Below are 21,970 nucleotides of genomic sequence, written 5' to 3' on the forward strand. Positions count from 1 at the left end.
ATCCTTGTGCTGGGCGCTTACTCGTCGCCCGCGGACTGGCGCTGCAGGATCGAGCTGAACTCTTCGGCGAAGGTCTCGAAGCGGACCGACAGGCGCTCGACGCGGGTGGTGAAGCGGTTGTAGGCCCACACCGCCGGGATGGCCACGAACAGGCCGATGGCGGTGGCGAACAGGGCTTCGGAAATACCCGGTGCAACCGAGGCGATACCGGCCTGCTCACCGCTGTTGATCATGTCGTGCATGGTCACCATGATGCCGAACACGGTGCCGACCAGGCCCACGTAGGGGGCGGTGGAACCGATGTTGGCCAGCAGCTCCAGGCTGCGCTCCATCTGATCCACTTCACGGGTGAAGGTGGTGCGCATGGCGCGCTGGGCGCCTTCGAGCTGGGCGCGGCCATCCAGCCGGCGCTTGTCGCGCAGGCGGGTGAATTCACGGAAACCGGCCTCGAAGATTGCCTCCAGGCCGCCCACCTTGCGATTGCGGTCGGTGGCAGCGCTGTACAGCTTGCCCAGGTCGGCACCGGACCAGAAGCGGCTTTCGAACTCATCGGCTTCGCGGTTGGCGGCGTTGAACACGCGCGCCTTGCGGAAGATGATCACCCAGCTGATGAACGAGCCGGCCAGCAGCAGCAGCACGATGATCTTCACCGGCAGGCTGGCCTTGATCATCAGGTCCAGGTAATTGATGCCACCGCCGTGCGCGGCTTGGGCGACGGTCTGCGACGCGGCGCTGGTGACTTCCTGCGGCAGCGCTTCGACCACCGTGGCCTGCAGGGCCAGGAGCATTCCGATCATCCGTTGTTCCTCAATATGCGGCTATTTGAATTACGTGGGGTTTCAGCGCGGCGTGGAGAACATCGTCCATGCCGCGCGGCTTGAATGTGGCAGCGTCCAGTGCCGCGATTTTCACCTGCGCGGTCAGCAGCGTTTCATCGCCGCGACACACCGCCTGGTCGAACACCATGCTGGCGCGCTTGCACTGCACCAGCGTGGCGGTCACCGCCAGCGCGTCGTCCAGCCGCGCCGGCTTGAGGAACTCCATGGTCATCGACCGGACCGCGAACACCAGGCCATGCTCGGTGCGGGTGCGTTCCTGGCCGTAGCCCAAGGCCCGCATCCATTCGGTGCGCGCCCGCTCCATGAAGGCCACGTAGCGGGCGTGGTAGACCACCCCGCCAGCGTCGGTATCTTCCCAATATATGCGTGTCGGCCAACTGAACCGCAGGTCAACCGACATCCGGCACCTCCGCGAACAGGTCGGCCGGCGGATTCTTCGGCTTCAGGCCCAGGTGGCGGTAGGCCTTCTGGGTAGCCATGCGGCCGCGCGCGGTGCGCACCAGGAAGCCCTGCTGGATCAGGTAGGGTTCGACCACATCTTCCAGGGTGCCGCGCTCTTCGGACAGCGCCGCGGCCATCGATTCCACGCCTACCGGGCCGCCGTCGAAGTAATCGATCAGCGTGCGCAGCATGCGCCGATCGAGGTCGTCGAAGCCTTCCGGGTCCACTTTCAGCATCTGCATGGCGGCCTGCGCCACGTCCTGGTCGATATGGCCGGCGGCCTTGACCTGGGCGTAGTCGCGCACCCGGCGCAGCAGCCGGTTGGCGATACGCGGGGTGCCGCGCGAACGCCGCGCGATTTCCGCCGCGCCATCGGCGGTGCAGTCGATGCCGAGGATGGCTGCCGAACGCCGGACGATCCTGGTCAGCTCTTCGGGGGTGTAGAACTCCAGCCGGTGCACGATGCCGAAGCGGTCGCGCAGCGGCGCGGTCAGCAGGCCGGCCCGGGTGGTGGCGCCGATCAGGGTGAACGGCGGCAGGTCGATCTTGATCGAGCGGGCCGCAGGCCCCTCGCCGATCATGATGTCGATCTGGAAATCTTCCATCGCCGGGTACAGCACTTCTTCCACCACCGGCGACAGGCGGTGGATTTCATCGATGAACAGCACGTCGTGCGGCTGCAGGTTGGTGAGCAGCGCGGCCAGGTCGCCGGCTTTTTCGATCACCGGCCCGGAGGTCACCCGCAGCGCCACGCCCAGCTCGTTGGCGATGACGTGGCTCAGGGTGGTCTTGCCCAGGCCCGGCGGCCCGAAGATCAGCACATGGTCCAGCGCATCGCCGCGGGCCTTGGCCGCTTCGATGTAGATCGACAGCTGCTCGCGCACGGGCGCCTGGCCAAGGTAATCGGCCATGCGCTTGGGGCGGATGCTGGCGTCGGTGGTGTCATCCTCGCGGGTGGCACCGGCGCCGATGATGCGGTCGTCGGTCATCCCGCGATTATGCGGCAAAAAGCGTGACGACCAACGGTCGTCACCTACCCGGGATCGAGAAAATGGCGGGTAGCGGCCGACCGTTGGTCGGCCGTCCAGTCAGATCTCTACCTGCGCGCCCAGCTCTACCAGGCGATTTCCTGGGATCCGGAAGAACCCGGTCGCCGGCGCCGCGTTCCGGTGCATCAGCGCGAACAGCTTGTCGCGCCAGATCGGCATGCCGCGGTTGGCGGTGGCCACGATCGTTTCGCGGCTGGCGAAGAAGGTGGTGTCCATCGGGTCGAAGTAGATCCCGCCGTGGTCGCACGAGCGCATCAGCGCCAGCGGCACGTCCGGGGTTTCCATGAACCCGAAGCGCACGAACACGCGGTAGAACTCATCGCCCACCGATTCGATCTTCAGGCGCTTGCCTTCCATCGCATACGGAATGGGCAGGGTTTCCACGTGCAGGAACACGTTGCGCTCGTGCAGCACCTTGTTGTGCTTGAGATTGTGCATCAGCGCGTGCGGGGCCACCGAGGGGTCGGCGGTGAGGAACACCGCCGTGCCCGGCACCCGTACCGGCGGGGCCAGCATCAGCCCGGGCAGGAAGGTATCCAGCCGGATGCCGTCCTTGCGGATCTCATCGCGCAGCAGCTCGCGACCACGCCGCCAGGTGCGCATCATGGTGAACAGCACGATGCCCAGCACTACCGGGAACCAGGCGCCCTGCAGCAGCTTGGCGCCGTTGGCGATCACAAAGCCCAGGTCGATGATGAAGAACACCACGCACAGCGGGATGATCCAGTAACGCGAGGTCGGCCACAGCGCGCGGGCCACCAGTGCCAGCAGCAGGGTATCGATGAGCATGGTCGCCGACACCGAGATGCCATAGGCCACCGCCAGGTTGGAGGAGCTGCGGAAGGCCAGCACCAGCCCGATCACCATCACCGCGATACCCCAGTTGATGCCGGGGATGTAGATCTGGCCGATGGTGTCGTGCGAGGTATGGGTGATGCGCATGCGCGGGATGTAGCCCAGCTGCATGGCCTGGCGCGAGACCGAGAACGCGCCGGTGATGACCGACTGCGAGGCGATCACCGCGGCCATGGTGGCCAGGATGATCATCGGGTACAGCGCCCACTCCGGCACCGCCTCGAAGAACGGGTTCTTCACCGCTTCGGGATTGTTGAGCACCAGCGCGCCCTGCCCCAGGTAGTTCAGCACCAGGCACGGCAGCACGAAGAAATACCAGGCGTGGCGGATCGGCTTGGCCCCGAAGTGGCCCATGTCCGCATACAGCGCCTCGCCACCGGTCACCGCCAGCACCACCGCACCAAGGATGAAGATGCCGTGCCAGCCGTGCTCCATGAAGAAGCGCAGCGCCCACATCGGGTTGAAGGCCTTGAGCACTTCGGGCGAATCCACGATGTTCCAGATGCCGATCGCGGCCAGCGAAATGAACCAGATCGAGGTGATCGGCCCGAACAGCTTGCCGATCTTCTCGGTGCCGAAGCGCTGCACGGCAAACACCGCCAACAGCACCACCACGGTGATCGGCACGATGAAGGCATGCAGGCCGGGGGCGGCCACTTCCAGGCCCTCCACCGCGCCCAGTACGGAAATGGCGGGGGTGATCACGCCGTCGCCGAAGAACAGCGAGGCGCCGAAGATGCCCAGGATGCCCACCACGTAGGCCGAGCGCGACCCGTGGCGCAGGGTGCGCTGGGTCAGCGCCATCAACGCCATGATGCCGCCCTCGCCGTCGTTGTCGGCGCGCATGATGATGGTGACGTACTTCAGCGTCACCACGATGTTCAGCGCCCAGAACGCGAGCGACAGCACGCCCAGCACGGTGTCGTGGTCGCTGTTGAGGCCGTAATGCGGCGAGAACGCTTCCTTCAGGGTATACAGCGGGCTGGTACCGATGTCGCCGAACACCACGCCGATGGCGCCGACGATCAGGGCCAGGCCGCTGGCGGCCGGCGCATGGCCGTGCCCGTGGTGGCCGCTGTCGTGCTGGGTGGAAGAGGTGGACATGGGACTCCGGGAGGGCGTCGGTCGGTAGGGAAAAAGGCCGGCGCGCTCAGCGCAGCGCGGCCTGCAGGGCCTTGCGGATCACGGTGGCGACATCATCGCCCTCGGCGTTGGCATCGCGCGCCATGCGCGCGGCCTCGACCGGCTTGTAGCCCAGCTGCTGCAGGGCCACGGTGGCTTCGGAGACCGGGTCGGTGGCCGGCGCTGCGCCGGCAATGGGCGCACCGCCGCCGCCAAAATTGGCCGCGCGGTCGCGCAGTTCCAGCACCATGCGCTCAGCGGTCTTCTTGCCGATGCCCGGAATGCGGGTCAGCGCGGTGATGTCACCGGCCTGCACCATCTTCGCGAACTCATCCACGCTCACCCCGGACAGCACCGCCAGCGCGATCTTGGCGCCGATGCCGCTGACCTTCTGCACGTCGCGGAACAACCGGCGCTCGCCCTCGCGCAGGAAGCCATACAGCGACACGCTGTCTTCCTTCTGCGCGTAGTGGGTGAACAGGGTGACCTCGCGGCCCAGTTCGGGCAGGTCGTAGAAGGTGCTCATCGGCGCCTCCAGCTCGTAGCCGACGCCGTTGACGTCGATCAGCAGCCACGGCGGCGCCTTGTACGCCACGATCCCACGCAGACGACCAATCATGCAGATGTCCTCATTTCCGTCCCCAGGCCTGGCGGGTGTTGACGCCCAGGCGCTGCGCGGTTGCCCTGACGTGGGCGTGGGTGATCGCCACGGCCAACGCATCGGCGGCGTCGGCCTGCAGCTTTGTTTTCAGGTTGAGCATAAGCCCGACCATGTGTTGGACCTGTTGCTTCTCCGCCCCGCCCCGGCCCACCACCGCCAGCTTGATCTCGCTGGCCGCGTATTCGTGCACCGGCAGGTCGCGCATGACCACCGCCGAGATCGCCGCGCCGCGGGCCTGGCCCAGCTTCAGGGCCGAATCCGGGTTGCGCGCCATGAACACCTTCTCGATGGCCACTTCGTGCGGGCGGTATTCCTCCACCAGCGCGTTGAGCCCCAGCACCAGCAGCTTCATGCGGTTGGGGAAGTCGTCGGCGCCCAGCAGCACCAGCGGCAGGTGGTGCACGTGCAGCACTTTGCCGGTGGGGTCCACATCAATGATGCCCACCCCGGTGCGTTGCGAACCGGGGTCGATGCCGAGGATGCGGATCACGCGTGGAACGTCGGGAGTCATCATGGTCCGCATTGTCCGCCCCCGACGTCGCACTTGGCGAGACGGGGCATGGACGTCAGGCGTAGGCGTCCGCGCCGAGGTCGGCGTTGGAGAACACGTCCTGCACATCGTCCAGGTCTTCCAGCATGTCCAGCAGCTTCTTGACCTGCAGGGCGGTGTCGCCCTCGACCTTGATGTCGTTGTCGGCGCGGAAGGTCAGCTCGGCGTGGTCCGGCTTCAGCCCACCGGCCTCCAGCGCATCCTTGACCGCGTGGTACATGTCCGCCGCGGTCAGCACGTCGATGGCGCCGTCTTCCGGGTACACCACGATGTCATCGGCGCCGGCCTCGATGGCCGCCTCGGTCACCGCGTCCTCGTTGGCGCCGCCGGCGAAGTGCAGCACGCCCATGCGCTTGAACATGAAGGACACCGAGCCTTCGGTGCCCATGTTGCCGCCGCACTTGCTGAACGCATGGCGGACATCCGCCACGGTGCGCACGCGGTTGTCGGTCAGGCAGTCCACGATCACGGCCACGCCACCGGGCGCATAGCCCTCGTAGCGGATCTCTTCGTATTCAACGCCTTCCAGCTCGCCGGTGGCCTTCTTGATGGCCCGTTCGATCACGTCCTTGGACATGTTCGAGGCCAGGCCCTTGTCCATGGCCACCCGCAGGCGCGGGTTGTTGTTGGGGTCGCCTCCACCGCCGCGCGCGGCTACGCCGATCTCACGGATGATCTTGGTGAAAATCTTGCCGCGCTTCGCGTCAGACGCGTTTTTGCGGTTTTCGATGGAAGGGCCTCTACCCATGGGTGTTTCCGTGCTTGCGTCAGGAACAGGGCGCGGATTCTACCTGATCGGCCGCCCTCACCGTGTTAGCCGGGACTCAGGCGGCGTGCGCGGCCCGGTCCGGGCGGAAGCAGCCATCACGCAGGAACGCGGCGGTCTGGCGGGCGGCGTCCGGGGAAAACACCAGCCCGCTGTGGCTGGCGGCCACCACGCAGTGGTCGGCCAGGCCCGGCAGGCGGGTCTCGTCCAGCGCCACGGTGCCGTCGGAGGCGTCGCCACAGGCACCCAGCAGGCTGCCCAGCCCATGCGGCACGGAACCGGCGATCAGGCCGACCTGCGCCCTGCCCTCCCAGGCCGGCAGGCCATCGAGCAGCAGTTCGCTGCTGCGGCCCAGTGCCAGCGACCAGCCATGCTCGGCCAGCGAACGGGCAGTGCCGCTGCCGCGCAGCGGCGAGCCCAGGCAGACCACCCGCGACACCGGCAGGTCCGGCTGGCGGCGCAGGGCCTCCAGCGCCACCAGCCCACCCAGACTGTGCCCGACCAGCGCTACCGGGCCGCTGTCCTGCAGCCGCTTCAACAGCTGCGGCACGGCCACGTCCGGGCCGCCGAACACGCTGGCGTAGCCGAAGGTGTCCACGCTGAAGCCACGCGCGCGCAGGCGCCAGGCCAACGGACCAACCCAGGCGCGGGCATTCCAGATGCCGTGCAGCAGTAAAACGGGGGGAGTCATGTGCTCAGCGTAGCCGGTGCGAAACCGTTCCAGAGGTAGCAAACGGTGCCATTAGACAAATGGACGAAGGAACGGCGGGTGAAACCCGCCGCCGTTCAGGTCGCCTGCGGCGGGCGGCGCAGGATGAATTCAAGGTCGCGCACCTGGCCGACCGGGAATTCGTAGGTGCCCACCTTGCTGAACCCGTAGCGGGCGTAGAAACGCTGGGCGCCGAAGTTTTCCGACCAGACCCCCAGCCACAGGGTGCGCGGGCCATTGCGCTCCAGCCAGGTCAGCGCGGTTTCCAGCAGGCGGCTGCCCCAACCGCAGCTCTGCTGTTCCTTGATCAGGTACAGCCGCTTGAGCTCGCCGTCGCCCGGTTGCACGTCCGGGTGCGGCAGGCCACAGGGGCCGGCGGCGGCATGGCCGACCGCCACGCCATCCAGCTCGAGCAGCCACACCGCGTAATCGGGGTGGGACAGGATCACGCGCTGGCGGTCTTCGGCGTAGGCCTCGTCCAGGAAGTCCTGCAGGTCCTGGGCCGGGTACAGGTGGCCGAAGGTTTCCACGAAGGTACGGGTGGCCAGCACCGACAGGGTCGGTGCGTCCTCGGGGCCGGCGCGGCGGATGGTGTACATGGACGGGTACGGGGCAGGCCTCAGGCCTGCGTCCCCTTGGCGGCGTCTTCCTCTTCGCCGTCTTCTTCGTCCTCTTCCTCGTACTCCTCCTCGTCTTCCTCGTCCTCTTCGTACTCTTCGTCTTCGTCCTCGCCCTCTTCCTCTTCGTCGTCCTCGTAGTCCTCGACGCCGAAGTCCTCACCGTCCCAGCGGCCTTCGCCATCGGCGACGAAGGTCAGCGCCATCGCGGCCGGGTTGGTGCCCACGCGCACCAGCCAGCCGCCGAACACGCGGGCGCGCTCGGTCACCAGGTTGGCATCGGTGCCTTCATTGCCCAGCTTTTCCCATTCCAATACGAACGCGAACTCGGTCATTACCTGGATCTCCTGAGCGATGTGACGGTGAGGGGGGCCGGCCAACGGCCGGCGCTACCGGGGGGGTGCGATCGGACGATCGCGGAATCAGTTTTTGCGCGGGCGGACCTGGATGTGCACTTCGGCCAGCTGCTCGTCCGGGATCGGCGACGGGGCGCCGGTCATCAGGCACTGCGCGCCGGTGGTCTTCGGGAACGGGATCACGTCGCGGATCGATTCGGTGCCGGCCATCAGCGCGGCGATGCGGTCGATGCCGAAGGCGATGCCACCGTGCGGCGGCGCGCCGAAGCGCAGCGCGTCGAGCAGGAAGCCGAACTTCGCCTCAGCCTCTTCCGCACCGATGCCCAGCAATTCGAACACCGTGCTCTGCATGTCCGAGCGGTGGATACGGATCGAACCGCCGCCGATCTCGTTGCCGTTGAGCACCATGTCGTAGCCGCGCGACACGGCGGTCTTCGCATTGGCGCGCAGGTCGGCGATGTCATCCACCGCCGGGGCGGTGAAGGGGTGATGCAGGGCGACATAGCGCTGGGCTTCGTCGTCGTACTCGAACATCGGGAAGTCGGTGACCCACAGCGGCGCCCAGCCGTCGGCGACCAGGTTGAAGTCCTTGCCGGCCTTCAGGCGCAGCGCTCCCATGAAGTCGGACACCTTGTTGTAGCCGCCGGCACCGAAGAAGACGATGTCGCCGTTACCGGCGCCGACGTGGGCGACCAGCGTGGCGAAGGCCTCTTCGCTGAAGAACTTGGCGATGGGCGAGCTGACTTCGTCGTTCTCGGCGATCTTGATGTAGGCCAGGCCCTTGGCGCCGTACTTGGCGGCGTGCGCGGCGTACTCATCGATCTGCTTGCGCGACAGGCTGGCACCGCCCGGGATGCGCAGCGCGGCGACGCGGCCATCGGCATCATTGGCGGCGGCGGTGAACACCGGGAATTCGCTGGCCTTGACCAGCTCGGCCACGTCCACCAGCTCCAGCGCGATGCGCAGGTCCGGCTTGTCCGAGCCATAGCGACGCATCGCCTCGGCCCAGGTCATGCGCGGGAAGCTGGCAGCCAGCTCCACGTCGACCACTTCCTTGAAGATCGCGCGGATCATGCCTTCCACGTAGTCCTGCACGTCGCGCTCGCGCACGAAGGCGAACTCCATGTCCAGCTGGGTGAATTCCAGCTGGCGGTCGGCGCGCAGCGCTTCGTCGCGGAAGCAGCGCGCGATCTGATAGTAGCGGTCGAAGCCGGCCACCATCAGGATCTGCTTGAACAGCTGCGGCGACTGCGGCAGGGCGTAGAACTCGCCCGGGTGCATGCGCGCCGGCACCAGGAAGTCGCGTGCGCCTTCCGGGGTGGCCTTGGTCAGGATCGGGGTTTCGATGTCCTGGAAGCCGTCGCCATCGAGGTGGCGGCGCAGCGCCTGCACCAGCTTGATGCGGGTGCGCTGCATGCGCTGCATTTCCGGGCGGCGCAGGTCCAGGTAACGGTACTTCAGGCGGGCTTCTTCGCCCGGGTTCTCGTGGGCGTGGAACGGCAGCGGCTCGGCCTTGTTGAGCACGGTGATGCGGGTGGCGACGATCTCCACCTGGCCGGTACGGATCTTGTCGTTCACCGCATGGCGCCTGCGCACCACGCCTTCCACCTGCAGCACGTCCTCGTAGCCGAGGCTGGCGGCGACCTTGAACACGTCCGCGTTCTCAGGCTCCACCGTCACCTGCACGATGCCCTCATGATCGCGAAGATCGATGAAGCACACGCCGCCCAGGTTGCGGGCAACGTCGGTCCAGCCGGCGAGGGTGACAGTCTGGCCAATCAGGGTCTCGTCGACCAGGCCACAGAAGTGGGTACGCATGGGGGTAAAGCTCCGCAGGAGATTGCCGGCGCCAGGCGGCACCGGTCAGCCCGTTATTCTGCGGCCGGCGACCCGATCGGGCAAATCCGGACGGTCACACGGGCTTAATACGACCCGTACCTATAGTCCGCGCACCACCATGCGCAAGGGGATTTGCCATGAACCGCCTCGCTGTCGCTTGTTTCACCGCCCTGCTGGCCTGCGGCGCCCCGTCGCTGCCGGCCCAGGCCCAGGTCAATGCCCGGGCCTACGCCCCGGAGAACCTCCGCACCCTGTCGGTCCAGGACCAGCAGCGGGTCATTGCCCAGGAATACGCCGAACAGTCCGGGGGGCGGCGCATCCCCGACGACCAGATGCGCTTCTACCTTGACCAGGTGAACCGCTCGTCCTGGGGCTTTTCCCGGATCAAGCAGGACATCGCCGCCTCGCTGGGCGGCTCCGGCGGCGGATGGAACCCCGGCGGCGGCGGCAACAATGGGGTGGTCCGCTGCGAAAGCAACGACAACCGCCAGCGGGTCTGCACCACCGGCTGGCGCAGCGCGCGCCTGTCCCGGCAGATCTCCGGCACCCGCTGCGTGGAAGGCAACAACTGGGGCTCGCGCAATGGCCAGGTCTGGGTCAGCGGCGGCTGCCGGGCCGAATTCGTCGAAGGCCGTGGGGGCGGCTGGGGGCCGGGTACCGGCGGCCCCGGCACCACCATCCGCTGCGAAAGCAACGACAACCGCGAGCGCAGCTGCCCTACCCCGTGGCGCAATGCCGCGCTGGTCCGGCAGATCTCCGGCTCGGCCTGCGTGCAGAACCAGACCTGGGGCATGCGCGGCAACGCCATCTGGGTCACCCGCGGCTGCCGCGGTGAATTCGCCGAATCGCGCGGCAACTGGGGCGGCGGCGGGGGCGGCAGCAATTACAGCGTGACCTGCAGCAGCAACGGCAACCGCCAGCAGACCTGCGCGTGGGATTCACGCCAGGGCCGGCCGGTGCTGCTGGAGCAGCTGTCTGGCAGCAGCTGTGTCGAGAACCGCAGCTGGGGCTATCGGCCGAGCATGGTGTGGGTCAGCAACGGGTGCCGGGCGAGGTTCGGCGCGCGTTGACGGGACCGCGGCCCGACCAACGGTCGGGCCCTACCGGCGCGGTTACTTGTTGGTCGGTTCGGTGTCCGCGCCCCAGGGCGCGGGCGGCAACGCGACGGGGTGCGCGAGGTCGAACACCACCTGGAACCGGCGACCACCCGGACGGGTGAGCTCGTACACGAACGTCTTGTCCGGCTCGATTTCCATCGCCCACGTATTGGTCACCGACGCCTCCATGCCGGCCTTGCGGAACATCGCCACCGAATCGGCATCCACCGGGAACGACTGGCGCTGCGCGGTGCCGGGCGGTGCACTGTCGCCACCGTACATCGTGACCGCGTCCGGACTGCCATCTGCATGGCGGTGATCGTGCTTGAGGCGCAGGCCGGTATCGGTGCGGCTCAGCACCCAGGTGCGCGAATGATCGTCACCCACATGGAAGGGAATGCGCAGCGTATGCGAGGCGTCATCGCAGCCGCGCACATGCATCACCAGGCGCTTGCCGTCGAACGGGTCAGGCCCGGCGCCCTTCGGCTCGTTGACGGCGATATGGCCTTCAAACGCCTTGCCGCAATGCGCGGCGACAGCAGCGAGAAACGCGTCGGCCGGGGCCATCGCAACATCGTGGGCCACGCTGTCACGCTGGCCACCACACGCGGCGAGCAACGACGCAGCCGCGAGCGGCAGGAACTTGTATACAGTCATGCGGACACCGTAGCCCGCGTGGGCGTAATGCGCAAATCCGCGCCAACCGCGACAAAGGATTAATCACGTCTGTGTTAGGGTCGTTGTCGTGACCGGTTCGCCTTCCCCACGAAGGTCGCACGCGTGTTGCGGCTGACCGCCCTGCTGACGGGAGTAGCGCTGCTGTTGACCGGCAGCGGGCTTCTGGGCACCTTGCTGGCGGTAAGCGGCGGTGAAGCCGGCTTCGGTGCCGGTACGTTGGGCCTGGTGATGTCCGGTTATTTCGCCGGCTTCTTCATGGGCACCTTCTTCGCCCCGTCGCTGATCGGCCGTATCGGGCATATCCGTGCGTTCGCCTTCTTTGCCGCCCTCGCCGCCATCGCGGTGCTGCTGCACCCACTGTGGCTGAATGCCTGGCTGTGGGGGCTGCTGCGCATCATCACCGGCATCGCGCTGGTGGGCCTGTACACGGTGATCGAAAGCTGGCTCAACGCCGAACCCGACCCGCGCCAGCGCAGCCGTGCGTTCTCGCTGTACATGGTGGTCAATCTTTCCGCGCTGGCACTGGGCCAGATCCTGCTGATGGTCAGCAACGCGCCGGCCATGTCGATGTTCATGCTGATCGCCATGCTGGTCTGCGCCGCGGTGCTGCCAATCACCGCCACCCGGCTCACCCCACCGGACGTGCCATCGGTGCCGCGCCTGACGCTGTCGCGCCTGTATGCGATGGCGCCGGTGGCCACGGTCGCCGCCGGGCTGTCGGGCCTGGCCATGGGCGCGTTCTGGGGCCTGCTCCCGGTGTATGCCGGCGAGGTCGGCCTCAACAATGACGGCGTGGCCCGCTTCATGCTCACCGCCATTGCCGGCGGCGCGCTGCTGCAGTGGCCGCTGGGGCATATCAGCGACGGCCATGACCGGCGCGTCGGGCTGGTGGCGCTGTGCCTGGCCGCCGCCGGCATCGCGCTGGTGGCCGCGATGCCGATGATCCAACAGCAGACCTGGCTGTTGTTCGGGCTGTTCTTCTTCTATGGCGGCCTGGCGTTCGCGCTGTATCCCTTCGCGGTGGCGCACATGCTCGATTACCTGCCGCGCCAGGACCTGCTGTCGGGCTGCTCCAGCCTGCTGCTGGTGCACGGCGTGGGCGCGGCGCTCGGCCCGGCGCTGGCCGGGGCGGCCATGCAGCAGTTCGGCCCGGCCGCCCTGCCCCTGTACTTCGCCGTGGTGCTCGGCGTGCTGGCCCTGTTCACCACCGCGCGCCTGCTCAGCTTCGACCGGCTGCGCACACACCCGGTGGTGTTCCGGCTGATGCTGCGCACCACGCCGGCGGCATTGGAATTGATGCCGGAAACGGACGTCGCTCCGCCGCCGGACACCCCTTCTCCCTCACCCAACGACACCGATAAGGAAGTGCATTGACTGTTTTGACACCCACCCCGTCCACCTCATCCCGCACGCCGGCGGCTCCCCCGGCCCAGCAACTGATTCTCGCCACCGACCTGGATGGTACCTTTCTCGCCGGCGATGCCGCCGCGCGCCACCGTCTGTACCGGCTGGTCGACCAGCACCCCGGTATCCGCCTGATCTTCATCACCGGCCGCGGCCTGGAAGCGGTGATGCCGCTGCTCTCCGATCCCGCCATTCCGCGCCCCGATTACGTTGTCTGCGATGTCGGCGCAACCGTGGTCGATGGCCACACCCTGCAGCCGCTGCAGCCCCTGCAATCGATGATCGACGCGCACTGGCCCGGCGAACAGGTGGTGGCCGCTGCGATGCGGCGGTTCACTGCACTGCAGCGCCAGGACGTCCCGCAGGAGCGGCGCTGCTCCTACTTCTGCGACCCGGCCACGCTGGCGCCGCTGCGCGCGCAGATCCAGGCGGCCGCGCAGGCACTGGGCTGCGATGTGCTGTATTCGGCCGACCGCTACCTGGACATCCTGCCGCCGGACACCGACAAGGGCCGCACCCTGGCTGCGCTGGCGCGCCTGCTGGACCTGCCGCGTGACCGCATCCTGGTGGCTGGCGATACCCTCAACGACCTCTCGATGTACACCGCTGGCTTCCGCGGCGTATGCGTGGGCGATTCAGAACCGGCGCTCACCGCCGCCACCACCGGGCTGACGCACACCTACCATGCGCAGGCGCCGGGCTGCGGCGGCATCCTGGAGGCGATCGAGCACTTCGCCCTGCTGCCGGCCGATGATGCGTGGCTGAAGCCGCCAGCAGTCAAGCGCGCCGAAGGCGCCGACCTGGTGATGCTTTACCACCGCATGCCCTTCGACGAAGTGATGGAAGACGGCGTGCTGGTGCAGCGCCCACCGCGCTCGCCCAACGGCATCATTCCCTCGCTGCTGAGCTTCTTCCAGGGCGGCCAGACCGGCTCGTGGGTGGCCTGGGGCATCGACGACCCCAAGCGCGGCCCGTTCCAGACCCATATGGCGGTGGACGCCGAGCGCTACCCCACGCTGACGGCCGCGCGCGTGCCACTGACCCGGCAGGAAGTGGACATCTTCTACAAGCGCTTCTCCAAGGAAGCGTTCTGGCCGATGCTGCATGTGTTCTGGGAACGCGCGCGCTTCCGCGAGGATGACTGGCAGGTGTTCCTGGAGGTCAACCGGCGCTTCGCCGAAGCCACCGCCGCCGAAGCCGCACATGGCGCCACCGTGTGGATCCACGACTACAACCTGTGGATGGTGCCGGCCACCCTGCGCGAGCTGCGCCCTGACCTGAAGATCGCCTTCTTCCACCACACCTACTTCCCATCGGCTGATGTGTTCAACGTGGTGCCGTGGCGCCGCGAGATCATCGGCAGCCTGCTCTGCTGCGATTACATCGGCTTCCACATCCCGCGCCAGGTGGAGAACTTCGTGGATGTGGTGCGCGGTGCGATGCCCGCGGAACGGTTGTCCTGGGAAAGCTGCGCGCCACGCTTCCTGACCTATGGCTGCGCGGTCGGGCTGGATACCATGACCACGCGCATCCGGGTCGGCGACCGTGAGGTGGCACTGGGTGCGCACCCGGTCGGCACGGATCTGCGCCGCATCCACGATGTGCTGGCCCGGCCCAGCGTGCGCAACGACATCTTCAAGCTGCGCCGTGAGATCGGTGCGCGCAAGCTGGTGCTGTCGGTGGAGCGGCTGGATTACACCAAGGGTACGCTGGCCAAGCTGGAAGCGTTCGAGCGCTTGCTGGAGCAGCATCCGGACCGCCAGGGCAAGGTCACTTTGTTGATGGTGTGCGTGCCGGCCGCGCGCGAGATGACCGTGTATCGCACGCTGCAGAACCAGATCGAACAAGCGGTGGGCCGTATCAACGGGCGTTTCTCGCGGCTGGACTGGACCCCCGTGCGCTTCTTCGCACAGGCACTGCCGTTCGAAGAGGTGGTGGCGCATTACGCGGCCGCGCAGGTGATGTGGATCACCCCGCTGCGCGATGGCCTGAACCTGGTGGCCAAGGAGTTCGTGGCCACCCATGGCATCGAAGGCAGCAATGGCGTGCTGGTGCTGAGCGAGTTCGCAGGTGCGGCGGCCGAGCTGAAGGGTGCGGTGCTGACCAACCCGCATGATCCGGCCGATCTGACCGCCGGGCTGCTGCAGGCGCTGTCGATGCCGGAAGAGGAGGCAGGCGGGCGCATGCGCCAGTTGTTCGGCAGCGTGGAGTATTACGACGTGGACCGCTGGGGGCGCGAGTTCCTTGGTGCGGTCAAGGAAACCGGCAACGCCTGACGCCACAGTGATCAGCGCGCGTGCGCGCTGATCATTTTCTCGGCGGTCACCGCCACCTGGCGCAGCGTGTCGTTGCGCCCGGCATCATCCACCGTGGCACCCTGCAGGTAGCTGGCCAGCACCCACGGGGCGCCGCCGGCCAGTGGCCACAGGATGGCGATGTCGTTGGTGGTGTCCTCGCCATTGCTGCCGGTCTTGTCGCCCACCCGCCACGCCGGCGACAGCCCGGCACGCAGCCGCGCATCACCGGTTTCGTTGTCGATCAGCCAGTCGGCCAGCTGCAGCCGCGAGGCTGGCGTGAGCACCTCCCCCAGCACGAACCGCTGCAGGCTGGCGGCCATCGCGGCGGGGCTGGTGGTATCGCGCGGATCGTCGAGCGCGAACCGGTTCATGTCCGGCTCCAGGCGATCGTTGCGGGTCACCGCATCGCCATTGGCGCGCAGGAACGCAGTCACCCCGGCCGGCCCGCCGACCACCCCCAACAGCAGGTTCGCCGCCGGGTTGTCGCTGGTGACCATGGTCGCGCGGCACAGATCGCGCACGGTCAGGTCCTTGCCCACGTGGCGTTTGGTCACCGGTGCGTGGGAGAGCATGTCCTGCTGGCGCACCGGCAGCCGCCGGTCCAGCGACAGGGTGCCCTGGTCGGCCAGATGCAGCACCGCCGCCGAGAGCGCGAACTTGAAGGTGCTGCACATCGGGAAGCGCTCGTCCTGGCGATGGCCGATGCGGCGGCCGCTGGCCGTGTCGAGCAGGGTCACGCCCAGACGCCCGCCACTGGCTTTTTCCAGGGCGGCGAAATCGGCTGCCTGCGGCTTGTCACCCGCCAGCGCGGTCGGCGGGGTCTTGGCCAACACGGTGGCGGCCAAGGCGGAAGCTGCGGCGGCACCGGTCATCTGGAGGAACTGGCGGCGGGCGAGCATGGGGCATCTCCGGGGCTGGGAAGTGGCCATGGAAGCATTTCGGGCCACAGGCCACCAGCGAGTATTCTCAGCAGGAGACATGAGCAGGATTGATGGCATGGTGGCAACGGCAGGGTGATCCCGCATGGCGCGCCGCCTTTGGTGGCACGGACCGTGCCGGCGTTACCATTACCCATCAAGATTCCTCACGACTCGCCCATGCTTCGTCCCCAGCTCCCGCTCAACGCGTTGCGTGCCTTCGAGGCCGCCGCGCGCCATCAGAACTTCACCCGCGCCGCGCTGGAGCTGTGCGTGAGCCAGGCTGCGCTGAGTCACCAGATCCGTGGGCTGGAAGAGCGGCTGGGAGCGGTGTTGTTCCACCGGCTGCCGCGAGGGGTGGCGCTGACCGACGAAGGGGCTCGCCTCTACCCGGTGCTCAACGAGGCCTTCGACCGTATCGCGGTCAGCCTGGACCGTTTCGTCGGCGGGCATTTCCGCGAAGTGCTCGGAGTCGGCGTAGTGGGCACGTTCGCCACCGGTTGGCTGCTGCCGCGGCTGGCCGATTTCAACGCGCGGCACCCGGATATCGAGCTGCGCCTGCAGACCCACAACAACCGCATCGACCTGGCCGGCGAAGGGTTGGACCTGGCGATCCGCTTCGGCGATGGCGACTGGCAGGGCCAGGTGTGCACCCCGGTGCTGGCGGCGCCGTTCGCACCGGTGTGCGCGCCGGCACTGGCGCGGACGCTGCGGCAGCCGCGCGACCTGGCCAGCGTGGCACTGCTGCGCTCCTACCGCAGCGATGAGTGGCCGCAGTGGCTGCAGGCCGCTGGCGTGGGCGAGCTGGAGGCGCGCGGGCCGGTGTTTGATTCGTCGTTGACGCTGGCCAGCGCGGCCGCCGCCGGTGCCGGCGTGGCGTTGCTGCCATTGAGAATGTTCGAACAGGACCTGGCGCAGGGACGGTTGGTGCAGCCGTTCGCGCAGACGCTGGAGCTGGGGAGTTATTGGCTGACGCGGTTGCGTTCGCGGGCGGAAAGCGAGGCGGGGAAGCGTTTCAGGACCTGGTTGGAAGCGCAGGCGTAGGGACACGCCATGCGTGTCCGGGTTTCGTTCGGGCATTCCGTGGACACGCATGGCGTGTCGCTACGCAGGCATGTCTGTGCCGACCAACGGTCGGCACGGGCCTTCAGGCCATCAGTTCCATCCACGCGGCTTCGGCTTTTTCCAGCTGCTGCGCGGTGGTTTCGCGGTCGCGGCCGAGCACCGCCATGCGGGTGGCGTCGGCGTAGTTGACCGGGTCGGCCAGCTGGCGGTCCAGCTCGGCCAAGCGGCCTTCCAGCTCGTTGACCTTGGCTTCGGCGCTGGCCAGCTTGACCGGGTTGACGGTCTTCTTCGGCGGCAGCGGCGGGGTCGGCGGCACCGGCTCCGGCGCGGCAGCCGCCATCTTTTGCTTGGTGCCCTGCGCGGCCGGGCGCGAACGCAGCCACGCTGCATACTCGTCCAGGTCGCCGTCGAACGGCTCCACCACTCCGTCGGCCACGCGCCAGAAGGTGTCGCAGACCAGGCCGATCAGGTGGCGGTCGTGCGAGACCATCACGATCGCCCCTTCGAAGGTCGCCAGCGCTTCGGCCAGCGCTTCGCGCATTTCCAGGTCAAGGTGGTTGGTCGGTTCGTCGAGCAGCAGCACGTTCGGCTGCTGCCAGGCAATCATCGCCAGCGCCAGGCGCGCGCGCTCACCACCGGAGAAACCATCCACCGGCTCGAACGCCCGGTCGCCGGCGAAGTTCCACTTGCCGAGGAAATCGCGGAAGGACTGGTTGCTGCCATCCGGGGAGATGTCCCGGAAGTGGTCCATCGGCGACTGGCCTTCATGCAGCGACTCCACCGTGTGCTGGGCGAAGTAGCCGATGCGCAGGTCCGGGTGCGCCGAGCGATCGCCGGCCACCGGGTCCAGCTCACCGACCAGGGTCCGCACCAGCGTGGTCTTGCCCGCGCCGTTGGGACCCAGCAGGCCGATGCGCTGCCCCGCCTCCAGGCCGAAGCCCACGTTGTGCAGGATCACCGCGTCCGGGCTGTAACCGGCCTCCACATCGTTGAGGCGGATCAGCGAGAACGGCAGCTTGGCCGGCGGCGCGAACTCGATGCGGAACTCGCGCTCGGCACGCACCGCTTCGGTGCCGGTCAGTTTGGCCAGGCGCTTCATGCGGCTCTGTGCCTGCGTTGCCTTGCTGGCCAGCGCCTTGAACCGGTCGATGAAGCTCTGCAGGTGGGCACGCTCGGCCTGTTCCTTTTCGTGCGCGATCTGCTGCTGGCGCAGCTGTTCGGCGCGCTGGCGCTCGAAGTCGGTGTAGCCGCCCGGGTACAGCTTGGCGCCGCCGCCATGCAGGTGCAGGGTGTGGGTGGCCACGTTGTCGAGGAACTCGCGGTCATGCGAGATCAGCAGCAGCGTGCCCGGGTACTTCAACAGCCACTGTTCAAGCCAGAACACCGCGTCCAGGTCGAGGTGGTTGGTCGGTTCGTCGAGCAGCAGCAGGTCGCTGGGCATCATCAGCGCGCGCGCCAGGTTCAGTCGTGCGCGCCAGCCACCGGAGAACGTCGCCACCGGCCGTGAATGGGTGTCGGACGGGAAGCCCAGGCCATGCAGCAGCTTGCCCGCACGGGATTCGGCATCGTACGCACCGATCTCGGCCATCTTCTGGTGCGCATTGGCCACCGCTTCCCAGTCCTCGCGCGCGGTCGCCTCGGCTTCCTCGCGCAGCACGGCTGCCACTTCGGTGTCGCCTTCCAGCACGAACTGCAGCGCCGGGTCCTGCAGCGCCGGGGTTTCCTGGGCCACGCTGGCGATGCGGATCTTGCCGGGCAGGTCCACATCGCCCTTGTCGGCCTCCAGCTCGCCCTGCACGGCCGCGAACAGGCTGGACTTGCCGGCCCCGTTGCGGCCGACCACGCCTACGCGGTAGCCCGCATGCAGGGTCAGGTCGACATTGGACAACAGCAGCCGCTCGCCGCGGCGCAAGGCGAAGTTACGAAGGGAAATCATCTGGGGGGTCCATATAACGGAATGGAATGTGCTGGTGAGCACCTTTCCTGCGACGCAATTCTAGCGTTAACGAATACTTGACGCGCCCCGGGATGCGCGGCAGGCCTCGTCTCTCTCCCACGAACCTGCCTGCGCTTTCCCCGGGACCCTTCCCCGCCTGATTGACCGAATCTTGCTAAACCGTTGCTTTTGCAACGTTTTTTCAATTTGACAGCCAATAAAAATACCGTTAATCCGTTAATTGCGCACCGCAACACCCGCCCTCGCTGACCCGCTTTCCCGCAGTCGTGATGTCGCCCGGTGCCGCCTCGTCCCAACCGGAGCCACATCCTGATGAACCGCAAGACCCGTACGCTTGCCGCCGCTGTCGCCGTCGCCCTCGGGGCCTCCGCCTTCAGTGTCGCCGCCCAGGACGCCCCTGCCCGCGCCACCGCCAACACCCTGGACACGGTCATCGTGACCGGCACCCGTGTGGCCGACCGTACCGTGGCCGAGTCGCAGTCGCCGATCGACATCATCACCCCCGAGGCGCTGCAGTCCACCGGCACCACCGAACTGGCCACCGCGCTGGCGCGTGCCCTGCCCTCGCTGAACTTCCCGCGCCCGGCGCTGACCGATGGCACCAGTGGCATCCGCCCGGCGCAGCTGCGCGGCCTGTCCCCGGACCAGGTATTGGTGCTGGTCAACGGCAAGCGCCGCCACACCTCGGCCCAGATCAACGTCAACGGCAGCATTGGCCGCGGCTCGTCCGCGGTGGACATCAACGCCATTCCGATCGCCTCCATCGAGCGCGTCGAAGTGCTGCGCGACGGCGCCTCGGCGCAGTACGGCTCGGACGCCATCGCCGGCGTGATCAACATCGTGCTCAAGGGCTCCAGCGCGGGCGGCAGCCTGGCCCTGGATGCCGGCCAGTACTCAGCCGGCGACGGCAACAAGTACCAGCTCTCCGGCGATACCGGCATCGGCTTCGCCGACGGCCGCGGCAGCGTGCACGTGGCCGGCCAGATCACCCAGCAGGACGAAAGCAACCGCGCCGGGCCCTACCAGGGCTCCACGCCGAACACCGGCAACTTCCCCAGCGTGGGCCAGACCACCTTCGTGGTCGGCGACCCGCAGGTGGATGCCACCGCCGCCTCGGCCAATGCCAGCTTCCAGTTCAGCGACCACGTCTCGGCCTACGCCACCGCGCTGGCCAGCAACCGCGACATCACCTCGTTCGCGTTCTACCGCTCGCGCACCAACAGCGGCCAGGGCGCGCTGCTGGCGCAGACCTACCCGGACGGCTTCGTGCCGGAAATCAACCAGTACTCGAAGGACCGTTCGCTGGTGGCCGGCGTGAAGGGCGACACCGAAAGCGGCTGGACCTGGGACGTGAGCTACAACCACGGCACCAACAAGATCGACTTCCACACCCGCAACAGCATCAACTACGCGTTGGGCGTGGACAGCCCGCGTTCGTTCTACGCCGGCGCGCTGGAATACACCCAGGACATCGGCAACGTGGACATCACCAAGCAGCTGGACTGGGGCCTGGCCTACCCGGTCACGCTGTCCTTCGGCGGTGAGTACCGCCGCGAGAAGTGGGAACAGAGCGCGGGCGAGCCCAATTCCTACTTCGGCACCGGTGCGCAGGGCTTCGGCGGCTTCACCCCGCTCAATGCCGTCGATGCCGACCGCGACAACTACGCCGTCTACGCCGGCCTGGAAGCGGACCTGACCGACAAGTTCTCGGCCGGCGTCACCGGCCGCTATGAGGATTACTCGGACTTCGGCGACAAGTTCTCCGGCAAGCTGTCGGCCCGCTACGCGTTCACCGACAAGGTCGCGCTGCGTGCCACCGCCTCGTCCGGCTTCCGCGCCCCGTCGCTGGCCCAGCAGAGCTACCAGGCGGTGACCAGCACCATCGTCAACGGCGTGTTCGTCGAACGCGGCACCTTCCCCACCACCAGCACCGCCGCGCAGGCGCTGGGCGCCAGCCCGCTGAAGGCCGAAAGCTCCACCTCCTACAGCGTGGGCCTGGTGGTGCAGCCGATCGACCGCCTCTACCTGACCGTGGATGCGTACCAGATCGACATCGACGACCGCATCATCCTGTCCACCAACATCACCACCAACGCTGCCACCAATGCGCTGCTGGCCGACCTGGGCCTGCCGCAGGTCACCGCGTTCTCGTACTTCACCAACGGCGTGGATACCCGCACCCGCGGCGTGGACGCGGTGTCCAGCTACACCATCCCGTTCAGTGCCAGCTCGCTGGAACTGACCGCGGCCTACAGCTACAACGACACCGAGGTGAAGAAGTTCATCGCCTCCCCGGCCGTGTTCGGCTCGCTGGGCCTGACCCAGTCGCTGATCGGCCGCGATGAAGTGGGCCGCATCGAAGACAGCTACCCGCGTGACAAGACCATCCTGAGCGGCACCTGGCGTTCGGACCACTGGGACCTGAACCTGGCCGCCACCCGCTACGGCTCATTCACGGTGCGCAATTCAGCCACCCCGACCCGCGACCAGACCTACGATGCCTCGTGGGTGCTCGATGCCTCGGTGGCCTACAGGCCCAACGAGAACTGGACCCTGACCCTGGGTGCGGACAACCTGCTGGACGAGTACCCCGACCGCACCTTGGACCTGCAGAACTCCACCTGGGGCATGCTCCCATACAGCAACTACTCGCCGTACGGCTTCAACGGCGCTTACGTCTACGGTCGCGTGACCTACAAGTGGTAATGATCGGCTGACACCGGATCCGGCAGGCCGCAGCGCGGTTTGCCG

19 protein-coding genes are annotated in these 21,970 nt (G+C 67.5%); 5 read left to right on the forward strand and 14 right to left on the reverse strand.

The window, feature by feature from the left end; translation table 11 throughout:
- Positions 1-17: 17 nt before the first annotated feature.
- The 11 genes from tolQ to aspS form a co-directional block, all read right to left on the reverse strand.
- The gene (tolQ, locus tag KVS69_RS13075; RefSeq protein WP_068853753.1) at positions 18-797 is read right to left on the reverse strand and encodes a protein TolQ; all 780 of its coding nucleotides are present in this window, start codon (positions 795-797) and stop codon (positions 18-20) included.
- 10 nt (positions 798-807) lie between these two features.
- A complete protein-coding gene (gene ybgC / locus KVS69_RS13080) occupies positions 808-1,239 on the reverse strand; it encodes a tol-pal system-associated acyl-CoA thioesterase (RefSeq protein ID WP_068853754.1) in 432 nt (143 codons plus the stop codon).
- On the reverse strand, positions 1,229-2,269 hold the full coding sequence (ruvB, locus tag KVS69_RS13085) for a Holliday junction branch migration DNA helicase RuvB (RefSeq protein ID WP_184126745.1): 1,041 nt from the start codon (positions 2,267-2,269) through the stop codon (positions 1,229-1,231). The genes ybgC and ruvB overlap by 11 nt, the downstream gene beginning before the upstream one ends.
- 99 nt (positions 2,270-2,368) lie before the next feature.
- Positions 2,369-4,288 (reverse strand): potassium transporter Kup, encoded by a 1,920-nt coding sequence (locus KVS69_RS13090; protein ID WP_093533748.1) that lies wholly within the window; start codon positions 4,286-4,288, stop codon positions 2,369-2,371.
- A gap of 46 nt (positions 4,289-4,334) precedes the next feature.
- A complete protein-coding gene (ruvA, locus tag KVS69_RS13095) occupies positions 4,335-4,925 on the reverse strand; it encodes a Holliday junction branch migration protein RuvA (RefSeq protein WP_217538417.1) in 591 nt (196 codons plus the stop codon).
- A gap of 10 nt (positions 4,926-4,935) precedes the next feature.
- Entirely contained in the window at positions 4,936-5,457 is a 522-nt protein-coding gene (ruvC, locus tag KVS69_RS13100) for a crossover junction endodeoxyribonuclease RuvC (RefSeq protein WP_093533747.1), read from the reverse strand.
- A 76-nt stretch (positions 5,458-5,533) separates the two neighbouring features.
- Positions 5,534-6,265, reverse strand: a complete 732-nt coding sequence (locus KVS69_RS13105) for a YebC/PmpR family DNA-binding transcriptional regulator (RefSeq protein WP_068853759.1) — start codon at positions 6,263-6,265, stop codon at positions 5,534-5,536.
- Between the two features lie 76 nt (positions 6,266-6,341).
- Positions 6,342-6,974 (reverse strand): alpha/beta fold hydrolase, encoded by a 633-nt coding sequence (locus KVS69_RS13110; protein WP_068853760.1) that lies wholly within the window; start codon positions 6,972-6,974, stop codon positions 6,342-6,344.
- A 95-nt stretch (positions 6,975-7,069) separates the two neighbouring features.
- Positions 7,070-7,591 carry a GNAT family N-acetyltransferase gene (locus KVS69_RS13115; protein ID WP_217538419.1) on the reverse strand — a complete coding sequence of 174 codons (522 nt, stop codon included), beginning with the start codon at positions 7,589-7,591 and terminating at the stop codon, positions 7,070-7,072.
- Between the two features lie 20 nt (positions 7,592-7,611).
- Positions 7,612-7,944: a DNA primase gene (locus KVS69_RS13120; RefSeq protein WP_068853762.1), complete on the reverse strand. Its 333-nt coding sequence runs from the start codon at positions 7,942-7,944 to the stop codon at positions 7,612-7,614.
- 87 nt (positions 7,945-8,031) lie between these two features.
- Positions 8,032-9,783, reverse strand: a complete 1,752-nt coding sequence (gene aspS / locus KVS69_RS13125; RefSeq protein ID WP_217538421.1) for an aspartate--tRNA ligase — start codon at positions 9,781-9,783, stop codon at positions 8,032-8,034.
- 158 nt (positions 9,784-9,941) lie between these two features.
- Here aspS and KVS69_RS13130 point away from each other — a divergent pair, with 158 nt between their 5' ends.
- On the forward strand, positions 9,942-10,874 hold the full coding sequence (locus KVS69_RS13130) for a DUF3011 domain-containing protein (protein WP_217538423.1): 933 nt from the start codon (positions 9,942-9,944) through the stop codon (positions 10,872-10,874).
- A gap of 42 nt (positions 10,875-10,916) precedes the next feature.
- On the opposite strand, the gene KVS69_RS13135 is transcribed toward KVS69_RS13130, so the two are convergent.
- Positions 10,917-11,558: a hypothetical protein gene (locus KVS69_RS13135; protein ID WP_217538425.1), complete on the reverse strand. Its 642-nt coding sequence runs from the start codon at positions 11,556-11,558 to the stop codon at positions 10,917-10,919.
- A 123-nt stretch (positions 11,559-11,681) separates the two neighbouring features.
- On the opposite strand from KVS69_RS13135, the gene KVS69_RS13140 reads away from it, so the two are divergent.
- Positions 11,682-12,953, forward strand: a complete 1,272-nt coding sequence (locus tag KVS69_RS13140) for an MFS transporter (protein ID WP_217538427.1) — start codon at positions 11,682-11,684, stop codon at positions 12,951-12,953.
- Positions 12,954-13,015: 62 nt separating this feature from the next.
- A complete protein-coding gene (ggpS, locus tag KVS69_RS13145) occupies positions 13,016-15,259 on the forward strand; it encodes a glucosylglycerol-phosphate synthase (RefSeq protein ID WP_217538441.1) in 2,244 nt (747 codons plus the stop codon).
- Between the two features lie 11 nt (positions 15,260-15,270).
- Here the strand turns inward: ggpS and blaL2 are convergent, their stop codons facing one another.
- Entirely contained in the window at positions 15,271-16,179 is a 909-nt protein-coding gene (blaL2, locus tag KVS69_RS13150) for a L2 family extended-spectrum class A beta-lactamase (protein WP_217538429.1), read from the reverse strand.
- Between the two features lie 198 nt (positions 16,180-16,377).
- Between blaL2 and KVS69_RS13155 the strand changes: the two genes are divergently transcribed.
- Positions 16,378-17,241 (forward strand): LysR family transcriptional regulator, encoded by an 864-nt coding sequence (locus KVS69_RS13155; RefSeq protein WP_217538431.1) that lies wholly within the window; start codon positions 16,378-16,380, stop codon positions 17,239-17,241.
- Between the two features lie 103 nt (positions 17,242-17,344).
- Here KVS69_RS13155 and KVS69_RS13160 read toward each other — a convergent pair whose 3' ends face one another.
- Complete coding sequence (locus tag KVS69_RS13160; RefSeq protein ID WP_217538433.1) at positions 17,345-19,198, reverse strand: ABC-F family ATP-binding cassette domain-containing protein; 1,854 nt, start codon at positions 19,196-19,198, stop codon at positions 17,345-17,347.
- 333 nt (positions 19,199-19,531) lie between these two features.
- Between KVS69_RS13160 and KVS69_RS13165 the strand changes: the two genes are divergently transcribed.
- Positions 19,532-21,925, forward strand: a complete 2,394-nt coding sequence (locus KVS69_RS13165; protein ID WP_217538435.1) for a TonB-dependent receptor — start codon at positions 19,532-19,534, stop codon at positions 21,923-21,925.
- The last annotated feature ends 45 nt before the right edge of the window (positions 21,926-21,970 follow it).

It is taken from the genome of Stenotrophomonas sp. GbtcB23, from assembly GCF_019091045.1.
In the GTDB taxonomy this organism is placed as follows: Bacteria; Pseudomonadota; Gammaproteobacteria; order Xanthomonadales; family Xanthomonadaceae; genus Stenotrophomonas; species Stenotrophomonas rhizophila_A.